The organism is Synechococcus sp. CCY9202 (genome assembly GCF_034931685.1).
GTDB lineage: Bacteria > Cyanobacteriota > Cyanobacteriia > PCC-6307 > Cyanobiaceae > CBW1002.
The window spans coordinates 1-11,104 of record NZ_JAYGID010000005.1 but is presented as its reverse complement, the minus strand read 5'-3'; the positions used below and the strand labels follow the sequence as shown (position 1 = coordinate 11,104).

Below are 11,104 nucleotides of genomic sequence, written 5' to 3'. Positions count from 1 at the left end.
GGATCCGCTCCTCGATCGAGACGTAGGAGAACAAGGAGCCGCTGCGCTCCTGCTGACCTCGCATCAAACCTGGGGCAGTTGACTCATTCTCGCAGAGGAAGCGGGGTTTTTCAGCAAACTCTTAAGCTCATGGAAGCCCTGCGGTTCAGGGTCCACGACGTGGACTTCGAGGCCCGGCACGTGCCCGTTCGCAGCGGCAAAGGGGACAAGGACCGGATCACCGTGCTTCCAACCAGCCTCGCGGAGCCATTGCAGGCCTGGAAGCAGGTTGGGGGAGAGTCATGCTGACAATGGCACTGGGAAGGAAATACCCGAACGCGGCTTTGGAATGGGGGTGGCAATGGGTCTTTCCACAGGCCCACCGCTGGCGTGACGCAAAGACGCGAATGGAAGGCCGGCACCACCGGTGGCCGTCCTCGTCCAGGGAGACAGCTGCCACGATTGGCACCTTGTTTTCCGATCCTCGACCTGCCTTGCCACCATTGCGTTCTCCGCCGAGGTAAGCATCATCGAGCTGCACTTTTCCATGTAGGACGCATACTTCCTCCTGCTCGCTCATCGCTTGGATGATTTTATTGTGCATCAACCACGCCGTGCGGTAGTTCACCCCGAGTTGCCGCATCAGAGCCAGGGAGGACGTACTGCTCTTTGCCTGGCCAATCAGGTAAAAGGCGAGGAACCAGATCGTGAGGGGCAACTTCGTGGCTTCCATGACTGTTCCAGCAGTGAGCGTTGTCTGATGGCGGCACTGTCGACACTGATACCGCTTGTGGCGGCGTCCATAGACCAGGCCATGCTCCTGCTGTCCACATCGAGGACATCGGAATCCCTCCGGCCAGCGAGCTGTCTCAAGGGCAGCCTCGCATTTCTCCTCGGTGCCGTAGAGATCCATGAACTGGGGCACGGACATTCCAGGCTGGAATTGGATTCGGTTCATAGCCATGGCGTCGCTCCCTGGTACGTAGGTACCACTCTAGGGCCGTCCGGGCTGGCTGCGGAGCTTGCTACCTAATCAAGAAGCCTCATGTCCGACCTATCGTAAGGGGCAAGGCAGGCAAGAAAACTGAATTCGGTGCCAAGATCTCGATTTCAGATGACAATGGATTCGTAGAAGTAGATCGAATCAGCTGGGACAACTACAATGAGGCGAATGACCTGATCGAGCGGGCCGAGCGATACAAGGAAGAGCGAGGATACTATCCGGCGCGGATTTGTGCAGATGCGATCTATATGACAGTCGCGAACAAGAAGTTCTGCGAAGATCATGGCATCCGACTCAGTGGGCGCGCACGGAAGAAGGAGACAGCAGAGGCCGAAGTCCAGTCAACAGAACAACAGGAACTGTTTAAATCTGACCTGAGAAAGCGTTCGGTGATCGAAGGCAGAATCGGCACAAGCAAGAGAAAATATGGACTCGATCGGATCATGACGAAGCTGGTCGCAACTTCAAGAACGGTGATCGGGATGGCATTCTTTGTGATGAATGCCGAGAAGATCTTGCGCTTTCTGCGCCTTTTGTTTGCATTTTTTGTATTTGTATATATTGCGATCACGTGCCTGTTCGTTCCCGAGCGTCGTGCAGCGCTTTTGGGTGCTTACTAGGCAACTTCATTGAGCCATTCCTTGATCTATTGACTAGGAACAGGCTTGTCCGAGCATCGCCCTTGATGCGTCACGACAGCTGGGAAACGAATTTCAGCAAGCCCTAGAATAGTTTTGCGGTGACATCCTTCGGCTTCCTGGGGGAGCCGGCTTCTTTAGATCAAGACCGGAAGTGCTTCGCCAAGAGTTCCAAAAGACATCGGACGTGTTTCATGAGGTCTGCAAGAAGAAAAGGAAACGAGCCCCACAGACACTTTTATGTTATATTCAATCTTCTGATTTCGCCTGAACTACACGAGAATGGAGCTCGAGCCGTACAGGAGCAGGGGAGAGTGTTAACACGCTCGCCCGGGAATCACTCCTAAGAAGTGACAAGCCACAGAGGATCGGATAACAGGCCCCTCGAGTGGACAGGCCCCCTGGATCTCCCCACTACCACTTACACTCCCTGCCTGCCACTCAGCGGCAGCGTTAGGTGTATGTCTAATCATCAGCTGAGCCTTGATCGGTTTCCACAGCACCCGGGCAAGAGCATGAAAATAGTTCACACCGGCTGCCGCTCACCGCTCAGAACACCAGCTAGAAACCAACTACAGAACAGCGAGGTGACATGACCGAACCGGATCCGTCGCACATCATGAGGATCGCTAGCGGATTCGGCGCCTCAAAGGCGCTGCTGTCCGCCGTTGGCCTCGGCCTCTACACGCGATTGGCCGCTGGGTCGATGACGCTAGCTGAGATCGTCACCGAATTCAACCTGGAGCGAAGGCCGGCCAGCGACTTTCTGGATCTTCTCGTTTCTGTAGACCTTCTTGAGCGCCGCGGCGACGGGCCGGATGCGCTCTACTGCAACACTCCCTCGACGGGCCACTTCCTGGATCGGAGCAAGCCGGAGTACATCGGTGGACTGATCGAGATCTGGGAGATGCGCGACTACCGGTACTGGGCAGATCTGAGCGAAGCCCTCCGCACCGGGAAACCTCAGAACGAGGCGAAACACGCCGGAACCCCGTTCTTTGAGGCCATGAACGCAGATCCGGAACAACTCGAAGCCTTCATGGACGCGATGAACGGCTCGTCGATCCGCAACTTCCAGGCGCTCGCTCGCGCATTCCCCTTCAACAACGTTGGGACCATCGCTGACATCGGCGGAGCGGATGCCCTCCTCAGCCGGGAGGTGGCAGCGGCTCACCCCTCCATCCACTGCATCAGCTTTGACCTACCGGCGGTGTCAAGGATTGCCAAGCGCAAGGTCGCCGCTGCCGGGCTCTCCAACCAGATCACCGTGGTTCCGGGGGACTTCTTCGAGGATCAATGGCCAAGCGCGCAGGTGATCACGATGGGCATGATCCTGCACGACTGGAACCTTGAGCGAAAAATGACACTCATCCGCAAGGCCTTCGAGGCGCTGCCAGAAAGGGGCGCGCTGATCGTGATCGAAGCGTTCATCGACGACGCCAGGCGCAGTAACACCTTTGGTCTGTTCATGTCGCTGATGATGCTGATCGAATTCGGAGACGCCTTTGACTTCACCATCGCCGAATTCAGGGACTGGTGCCGCGAAGTAGGGTTCAGCCGATTCGAAACGATTCCGCTTCAGGGCCCGTCGAGCGCAGTGGTCGCCTACAAGGATCCACGCTGAGTCTCCACGCGGCAGAGAGTGTCCTTAATCCCGGCCAGTCCAAATTGCTCCAAACCGACATTTTGGCCTCGTCGGCCGATGAGGCGTAGGGACACCAAGGCAGTGCCCACAAGGAATGATGACGCCCCTGCTGATTAACAGGCAGCCGTGGTCAACATCACTGGCAGTCACCGAAGTAAGAGCTTCGTTGCAATAGCATCAATCGCCTAACATCAAGATCCAGCGGACGTATCAGGCATGCGCGACATGCACAGAGCTATGTTACGCCGCTGAGCTTGAGCGTTAGGCCTATCAAGTGGATGCCACGGCTCAGCGGAAGGCCTCGGCTATCATTGGACTCATGAGCACCCTTGAAGAGATTGAGGCTGCAGTTCAGCAGCTGCCACCGGCCAAGCGGGCCGAGTTCCGGGCTTGGTTTCAGTCGTTTGACGAAACGGACTGGGACCAGCAGATGGAAGATGACATTACTACAGGCAACTTGGGCTGACTTGCTGATGAGGCGATTGGCGACGGTCATGCGGGTCGATGTACTGAATTATGAGGCATCGGGCCAGCCCACGCTTCTGGGCTTGCTATCACTCACTTCCTTCGGAGGTGAAACTCCAGGCTGATCGCTGCTTCGAATTACCAAAAGCAGAGCCGCGCCATCCTTCACTCCATTTCAAGAAGATCGGCAAGTTCTGGTCGGCCAGAGTTGGGCTTCGATTCAGATCTTTAGCTGTTGAAGAAAGCAGCAATGACCTGATGTGGGTCTGGATTGGTAGTCATGCAGACTACCGATTGCTTCGCTTAAAGGCCTAACCTCAAGATCCAGCGGATGGGAGGCCAACGATGCCTTTCTAATACGCAGAGCTATCACCCGCCGCTGAACTTGAGCGTTAGACGTATCCAGCAAGCCGTTTGCCAGAAACCGCGCATGGTACTGAAAGATAGTACTATGCCGGGATGAAGCGGAAGCACCAGCGCACCCTTGAGCTGATCTTCTCCCGCCCCGTAAGAGACTGCTGAAAAACCCCTTCAAGGGCCATTCAGCCCGGGAACGCCTGACTCCGAGCCCAGTGTTCACGGGCGCTGCGCCCAGAGGTCAGACTCAAGTCATGGCGACCTCGGGACTTTTTCAGCAGGCTCGTAAGCGGCGGCTTGCCGTGGAGGGACATTGAAGCCCTGTTTCAGGAGCTTGGTGGGGAAGTCAGTGAGAGGGCGGGCAGCCGAGTCGCGGTCGTTCTGTTTGGCGAAGTCAGGGTCTTCCACAGACCCCACCCATCGCCCAATACAGACAAGGGTGCTGTTGCTTCAATCCGCAAGTGGTTTGAAGAACACGGAGTGACACCATGAATCTCATGAATGTGGATGGCTACCACGCAAAAATTGAGTACGACGAGGAAACGGATCAGTTTCGTGGGAAGATTCTTGGGCTTTCTGGAGGAGCGGACTTCTATGGATCAAACCCTGATGAGCTTCGCCGACAGTTCAGAAAGTCATTGCATGTTTTCCTTGAGGTCTGCAAGGAACAAGGAATCGATCCACGTAAGCACTTTTCAGGCAAGTTCAATCTTCGCATTCCGCCTGAGCTACACGAAAAGTTGGCGATGACTGCTGAGGCGCAAGGAAAGAGTCTCAACACACTCGCTCAAGAGGCACTCCAGAGAAGTGTCACTACATAGAGGAACGGATAACAAGCCCCTCGAGTGGACAGGCCTCCATCGATTCCCTGCTTGCGGTGTAAAGTCCTTGCCTGCCACTCAGGGGCAGCATTGGACTGACCAGTAAGCGGAGACCCGTACCAGTCCGCGGTTGTGCAGCTACAGTGACATGAGGGGGTGACCTCAATGCCCAGACAGTTTGATGTAGTGGTGGAAAAGGATTCAGAAGGTTTCTTCGTGGCGACCGTTCCTGCTCTTGCCGGCTGCCATACGCAAGCCAAATCGCTGGATCAATTAATGGAGCGAATCAAGGAAGCCATTGAGCTTTGCCTTGAGGTTGCAGGGACTGACCCTGAGTCACTTAACATTGTAGGAGTACAGCGAGTTACAGCAGAAGTGTGACGAGATATTCTGCGATTTCAGCAAAGACTCTCAACGCAGTCTTGAAGAGAATTGGCCTTGAAGAAATTAAGGGCACCACGAAAAATCGGCCTTGTCGCGACCATTGGCCAATGCCGACGCCGGCCAGTACATGAGTCTCAATCGCTGCTTCCAAGGTAAATCGGTATTTTTCGTGGTGCCCTTAAGGCAAAAGGTAGCCACCCAGGGCTGATTCAAAGTGTGTCACAGGCGCCCTGGCCTGGGCTGCCAGCATGGGTTGAGGTCGGTGGAATGGCGCTCGTCCTGGGCCCGAAACCGCACTTCCCGCAACCGATCTCGACCTGATCAGTATTCTCAGGGCGATCCCTGTAGGCGAAGCCTTCTCCGCAGGAGTTGCGCGGATGCGGCGTGGGATCCGCATTCCGGCCTGGTATCTGCTGCTGGTGGCGGTGCTGGGGATCCTGAGCCGTTGCCAGCGCCTGCGGGATCTGGGACGAGCCAGCGAAAGTGCAACGGATCCGCAGGATCGTGCTCCGCAACGAACAGAACCGACTCACCGGCCCAGAACCAGACGTTCGTAGCGCTTCACCGCATCGAGATGGTCGGAGTCGGCTCGAAGGCCGATGAATCCGTCTGGTCGTACAGCCAGCAGGGTCAGCGGGCCGAGACCGAGGGCGGCGGCATCCTCGAGCCGCAGCACGACCACCGCCTCCACAAGGCTGGATGCAGCGGTATGGCTCTCCAGTTCGGCATGCAGTGCTGCGAGCAGCGCAGGGTCGGTCTGGCCATGGCCCAGCAGCAGCAGGGTGTGCCCGCACCGGTGGGTGTGCTCATGCAGGTGGCAGCCACCGGCCTCAGACTGCAACGCGATCGTGGTGCTCAACCGCTGCCCACCGGTCAGAGGGAGATCCGCTCCACAGGTGATCGCTGAGCCGGAGTACGTCAGATTCATCTCGGCTTCCGCCACAACTTCGTGGTGCCGCGCCGACGGATCGGCAAGCATGGCGGCGATCGCCCTGTCGCGTGTGGCCCGCTCCTCGCTCTCCTGCAGCCCATGGGCCTCCTCGGTGGCGTCGCCGGAGCGGGTGATCTGTTCGGCCACCGGCCGCCTCTCACTCTCGTAGCTGTCGAGCAGGGCCGCCGTGGCAGCCCCGTGATGCACCAACGCCAGTTTCCAGGCCAGGTTGGCCGCGTCATGCAGCCCGCAGTTCATGCCATGGCCTTCGGCGGGGGAACACACATGCGCGGCATCGCCCGCCAGGAACACAGCTCCAGAACGGAAGCGACTGGCCACCCTGGTGTGGCAGTGGAAGCGGCTGGGGTTCTCCACGGCCGTGAACCGCGCATCGGGCACATAGCGGCGCAGCACAGCGGTGGCCTCCGCCACCAGATCGCCCTGGTCGGAACTGGGCCTCAGGTATACCCGCCAGCGCCTGGAAGGCAGGGCGGTGAGGATCACAGGAGTGCCGTCGAGGTAGGCCACATTGGCCTCATAGGTATCGCGCCAGCCCTCAATGCTGGCATCGAACACGGCCCAGGGGCGGGCGATGGCATGGCCCTCGAAGGGGATCCCGCTGAGCTCACGGGTGGTGCTTCGCAGACCATCACAGCCCACCACCCACCGGGCCTGCAGTTGGTGCTCCCGGTCGGAGCAGGCGATCGTGGCAGTGACACCCTCGGCGTGGGATCTGAGCCCCAGCAGCCGACAGGGGCGCTGCACCATGCCGCCCTGGCGTTCCAGATAAGCGACCAGAATTGATTCCGTAATCTCCTCGGAAAGGCCCAGATTGAAGCCATAGCGGCTGCCGCAGTCCGCCAGATCCAGTTCTCCTAGTCTGCGGCCATCAGCATGGATCTGGATCTTTCGCTGACGGCAGCCAGCGGCGAGAAAGTCATCAACCAGGCCAAGCGACTCGAACAGTTCCAGCGAGAGCGGGTGGATCACCGTGGCCCGGTCCCAGTGCAGAGCTTCAGACCTCGCATCGATCAACAGCGTGGGGACCTGGCGGCGTACCAGCTCAGCGGCGAGCAGCAGACCTGTGGGGCCGGCGCCCACCACGAGAACGGAGATCTGCCGGGGGAGGGAGGGAACCAAGGCGTCAGCCTGCAGAGTCGGTTCTGACCCTGGAATGGGACCAGACGGTGCTGATCCTATGGGGATCGAGACCATCGAGACCAAGGAATTCGCCCTCTCTGCATCACACGCAGATCCTCCGGCACTCCTGTGCTGAATCCCGAGAACGTGGTGACCAAGAATCCAGGTGGTTTCCCTGGGTGTGTCACCTGTGGGGCCAATACGATGCGCTCAAGGCTCCCTACCTGCAGCGTTTCGCAGATCTGTAGACCGATGCCCATTTCTATTTCAACCAGGATCACGGCAAGGTGATGACCGGGCTTCCCGGCCCAACGGCCTTTGCCAGGCACACCCAGCTGCTCCCGATGGCGCCCCAGCACTGAACCCAACACCTGGCCGCTACGGCAGCGGCAAGGGGGCAAACACCCGCAGGCTCCCCGGCAAACACTCGAAGCAGAAGCGGTCGCCCTCAAGCATCTCGCCGTCCACCACCAGCTTCTGGGGAGTGGCCGTGGCGATGGTGATGCGGCGGGCCCGCAGGCAGAGCAGGTCACCGTGCTGGGCCGGGGTCTGCACCACCGCGGAGGCCGCCAGGCTGGCCAGGGCCTGCAGGCCCTGCAGCCGGTCCGTGGAGGTGGCGATCGTCACCTCCAGCAGGCCGTCGTCCGCAATCACCCTCCCGAAGCCCTGGGCCAACACCGAGGTGCCGGGGGCGGCGTTGGCCACGGTGATGGCGGAGGCCTGCAGGCTGATGGCCTTGCCGTCGATCTCCAGGTGGGCCTGGAAGGGCTGCTGGTTCACCAGCTGCTGGGCGCCGGCCAGCACATAGGCCAACGGCCCCAACCGGTTCTTGAGTTCGCGCGTGGCCCGGTCCACCATGCCGGCCTCGAACCCCACCCCCGCCAGCAGCACCATCGGCGTGTCGTTGCAGAGGGCCGCATCCATGCGCTGGATGTGCCCCGCCAGCACCGTGCGGCAGGCTCCGGGCAGATCGGTGGGGATGCCCAGGGCTCCAGCGAAGGCATTGGCGGTGCCACGGGGGATCACCCCCAGAGGCAGGCCACTGTCCAGCAGGGCTCCGGCCACGGCGGACACGGTGCCATCCCCGCCGCAGGCGATCATCAGGGCCGAATCCGGCCGCCGGGCCTGACGGGCCCGCAGCGGACCCAGCAGCGCCCGGGCCTGCTCAGCTGGATCGAGATCCGGCTGGGTGAAGCAGACATGCACCTGCAGCTGCGGCTCGAGGATCGAGCGGATCTGGGCCAGATCTTGGTTCGGATCGCGCTGCCCGGCCACCGGATTGAAGATCAGGGTGGCCAGGCGGCCCCGCGACAGGCCCCGCAGGGCCAGGGTGGCGCTGGCCTCGTTCAGCAGCAGCGGCACATCACGCACCTGACAGGCCCGCAGCAGCATCGGCAGCTCCGGCGGCGAACCCACGGGCGCCGCCGGATCCAGGAACGCCACCACGGCCATCACCTCCTGGGCCAGCACCGCCGCGGCCAGGCTGATGTCGCCGCCGGCCTCCAGCGTGCCGGCCATCTCCAGGCGGAGGTCGGCGGTGGAAACCTCGAGCTGCAGCGGCTCCGCCAGGTCGGCGGTGAGGCGCAGGGCAAAGGGGGCCAGCAGGGCCCGGTGCCGACGCACCCAAGCGAGCAGAGCGTCCCGGCGTGCCGGGGAGGCAAGCAGCACAAGCCCGGGCGGAACGCTCATCCCGGCGTTGCGCCAGCGGACGGCCGCACGGCCGGGTGATCCACCGGTTCCGTAAGCCTGGGCAACAGCTGCACCAGGTTGCAGGGCCGGGTGGCGCCATCAAGCTGGGCGGCGATCAGGCGATCCCAGGCGGTGGTCACCGCATCGAGGGAGCCCGGCAACACAAACAGCACCGTGCCGTTCGCCACCCCCGCCAGGCAGCGGCTCTGGAGGCTGCTGGTGCCGATGGTCTCGAAGGAGAGCACCCGGAACAGCTCGCCGAAGCCCTCCATCGGCTTATCGAGCAACGGCGCCACCGCCTCCGGTGTGCCGTCGCGGCCGGTGAGGCCTGTGCCGCCGCTGCTGATCACCACCTGCACCGCCGGATCGGCGATCCAGCCGCTCACCTCAGCGCGGATGCGATAGCGGTTGTCAGGCACCAGTCGGCGCGCCACCAGGCGATGGCCGGCGGCTTCAAGACGCTGACGCAGGGCCTCGCCACTGGGGTCGTCCGCCAGGGTGCGGCTGTCGGAGACCGTGAGCAGGGCAATGGCGAGGCTCACCACGATCGGGACAGGCAGGAGTTGGATCGTAGGCAGATCCTGCAGGTGGGCTGCGGAGTTGGTCGACTCCGCCGAAAGGTCTCGAAGGACGCCGACGCTGCAGGTGAGCCTCAACGGCGAGTTTCAGTACCGCGCACCATCAGGCAGCTGCCGGAACTCGTCCCACACCACGGCAGCCTCCTGCTGGAGGATCTGCTGCGGGGCGAGACGACGCTCTGGATAGGGCAAGGCAAGATCATCGCCGATGTTGGCATCATCGAAGAGATCGGCGTAATCCTGCCAACCGGCAGCGAAGTAGATCTTCGAGATCCTAGCCCAGTAGGCAGTGGCGTAGCACATCGGGCAACATTCGCAGCTTGTGTACATCACTGCTCCCGTGAGATCCACGGTCTGCAGAGTCTTGCAGGCCTGCCGAATCGCATTCACCTCGGCATGGGCGGAGGGATCATGATCCCGCATCACACTGTTGCCGGCAGCGCCGATCACCTGGCCATCCTTGACGATCACGCAGCCGAAGGGTCCGCCGGTTTTGTTCACAACTCCGGCTTCCCGCATCAGCTCGATCGCTTGGCGCATGAAATCACTGTCTACGGTTGCGGAGATCAGGTTACCAGTGCAGGCACCCGCGTAGATTCGCCTACAAACTGAAGAAGATTTCCGCCCCTGGCCTCGTCCGAAATTCTTCTTGAACAACGACAGAAGTGGATACGACTCAGCTCATGCTGGCAAGGACGAATTATCAGGACCCTCAGGCTGAGCCTTGACAGCACGACAGCGCTGTTGCAGGGCTATGAGATCCCAGGTTCAGCAGCAGAAGAACAGATCAAATCCCAAAAAGATCAAGCCACGTTCAGAAGGGCAGATCCAGCGAACGCCTCGCCGAGTCAAGGCTCGGCGGGAAGCGGTGCGGTGAAACAACCACTAATCAAACTCCTGAACAAAGAAGGGCATCTTCAGACAACTGGTGAGCGCCACACTGATCGCATTGCCGATAGAGGTGGCCAAGGCACCATGGATCTGAAGCGAGGTAAAAAGGGGATTGAACAGCTTCAGTGCCAGTCTCACGATTGGGAAAAGTTCAAGTAGAATGAGTGTCGCCGTCTTCCAGTCCGGTGGTCCCTGTCCAGAGATTGGATCGACAGGCACCCAGCCGGGAAAAGAGGTGGAAACTCGAATCAGTTCAGAAGGCGGTATCAGCAAGCAACTCCTGGCAGATGCTGGAACTTTGCCAGGCCTTGAGACTCTCTTTGGACTGAAAGGTACTCAGAATGGTCCAGACTCTTCCATCACCTCGGAGCGGGAAGATATCAGGTCGGTGCTGAGAAGCCACTCTGCCTGGGCAAGGCCTCCACCTGTCGAGCGTGCCAGGTCGCCAAGGCTTCACGTACCCGTTCAGGGGCCGTGACGTAGCAGCGCAGCATTCCACCCCTGATCGTTGATCAACGAGCGACCACAGACACCACGATCGATGACAGCCGATTCAGGGATTCGGCAACAGCGATGGCATCTC

General features: G+C 60.3%; 11 protein-coding genes and 1 pseudogene. 7 read left to right on the top strand and 5 right to left on the bottom strand.

Annotated features, from left to right (window positions below; translation table 11 throughout):
• Nucleotides 1-406: 406 nt before the first annotated feature.
• Nucleotides 407-943 (bottom strand): annotated as a pseudogene (locus VB777_RS00920) (IS1595 family transposase); the annotation flags it as partial.
• A gap of 11 nt (nt 944-954) precedes the next feature.
• On the opposite strand from VB777_RS00920, the gene VB777_RS00915 reads away from it, so the two are divergent.
• From VB777_RS00915 to VB777_RS00890, 6 genes are all read left to right on the top strand, one after another.
• The gene (locus VB777_RS00915; RefSeq protein WP_323246456.1) at nt 955-1,602 is read left to right on the top strand and encodes a transposase; all 648 of its coding nucleotides are present in this window, start codon (nt 955-957) and stop codon (nt 1,600-1,602) included.
• 610 nt (nt 1,603-2,212) lie between these two features.
• Nucleotides 2,213-3,244, top strand: a complete 1,032-nt coding sequence (locus VB777_RS00910; protein ID WP_323246448.1) for a methyltransferase — start codon at nt 2,213-2,215, stop codon at nt 3,242-3,244.
• Nucleotides 3,245-3,584: 340 nt separating this feature from the next.
• The gene (locus tag VB777_RS00905; RefSeq protein ID WP_323246446.1) at nt 3,585-3,731 is read left to right on the top strand and encodes a hypothetical protein; all 147 of its coding nucleotides are present in this window, start codon (nt 3,585-3,587) and stop codon (nt 3,729-3,731) included.
• Between the two features lie 653 nt (nt 3,732-4,384).
• Nucleotides 4,385-4,579, top strand: coding sequence for a type II toxin-antitoxin system HicA family toxin (locus VB777_RS00900; protein WP_323246444.1), 195 nt, complete (start codon nt 4,385-4,387; stop codon nt 4,577-4,579).
• Entirely contained in the window at nt 4,576-4,908 is a 333-nt protein-coding gene (locus VB777_RS00895) for a type II toxin-antitoxin system HicB family antitoxin (protein WP_323246442.1), read from the top strand. Before VB777_RS00900 ends, VB777_RS00895 begins: the two co-directional genes overlap by 4 nt.
• 165 nt (nt 4,909-5,073) lie before the next feature.
• A complete protein-coding gene (locus VB777_RS00890) occupies nt 5,074-5,289 on the top strand; it encodes a type II toxin-antitoxin system HicB family antitoxin (protein ID WP_323246454.1) in 216 nt (71 codons plus the stop codon).
• 532 nt (nt 5,290-5,821) lie between these two features.
• Here VB777_RS00890 and VB777_RS00885 read toward each other — a convergent pair.
• The 4 genes from VB777_RS00885 to VB777_RS00870 form a co-directional block, all read right to left on the bottom strand.
• The gene (locus VB777_RS00885; RefSeq protein ID WP_323246440.1) at nt 5,822-7,363 is read right to left on the bottom strand and encodes an FAD-dependent monooxygenase; all 1,542 of its coding nucleotides are present in this window, start codon (nt 7,361-7,363) and stop codon (nt 5,822-5,824) included.
• Between the two features lie 378 nt (nt 7,364-7,741).
• Nucleotides 7,742-9,052, bottom strand: coding sequence for a diacylglycerol kinase family protein (locus tag VB777_RS00880; RefSeq protein WP_323246438.1), 1,311 nt, complete (start codon nt 9,050-9,052; stop codon nt 7,742-7,744).
• Nucleotides 9,049-9,594 (bottom strand): molybdenum cofactor biosynthesis protein B, encoded by a 546-nt coding sequence (moaB, locus tag VB777_RS00875; protein ID WP_323246452.1) that lies wholly within the window; start codon nt 9,592-9,594, stop codon nt 9,049-9,051. Before moaB ends, VB777_RS00880 begins: the two co-directional genes overlap by 4 nt.
• A gap of 123 nt (nt 9,595-9,717) precedes the next feature.
• Entirely contained in the window at nt 9,718-10,197 is a 480-nt protein-coding gene (locus VB777_RS00870; protein WP_323246450.1) for a nucleoside deaminase, read from the bottom strand.
• Between the two features lie 177 nt (nt 10,198-10,374).
• Between VB777_RS00870 and VB777_RS00865 the strand changes: the two genes are divergently transcribed.
• Complete coding sequence (locus VB777_RS00865; RefSeq protein WP_322757893.1) at nt 10,375-10,680, top strand: hypothetical protein; 306 nt, start codon at nt 10,375-10,377, stop codon at nt 10,678-10,680.
• Nucleotides 10,681-11,104: the final 424 nt, after the last annotated feature.

Coding starts and splice junctions, on each gene's coding strand:
- VB777_RS00910 (WP_323246448.1), top strand. CDS start 2,213: ATGACCGAACCGGATCCGTCGCACATCATGAGGATCGCTAGCGGATTC.
- VB777_RS00905 (WP_323246446.1), top strand. CDS start 3,585: ATGAGCACCCTTGAAGAGATTGAGGCTGCAGTTCAGCAGCTGCCACCG.
- VB777_RS00895 (WP_323246442.1), top strand. CDS start 4,576: ATGAATCTCATGAATGTGGATGGCTACCACGCAAAAATTGAGTACGAC.
- VB777_RS00890 (WP_323246454.1), top strand. CDS start 5,074: ATGCCCAGACAGTTTGATGTAGTGGTGGAAAAGGATTCAGAAGGTTTC.
- VB777_RS00880 (WP_323246438.1), bottom strand. CDS start 9,052: ATGAGCGTTCCGCCCGGGCTTGTGCTGCTTGCCTCCCCGGCACGCCGG.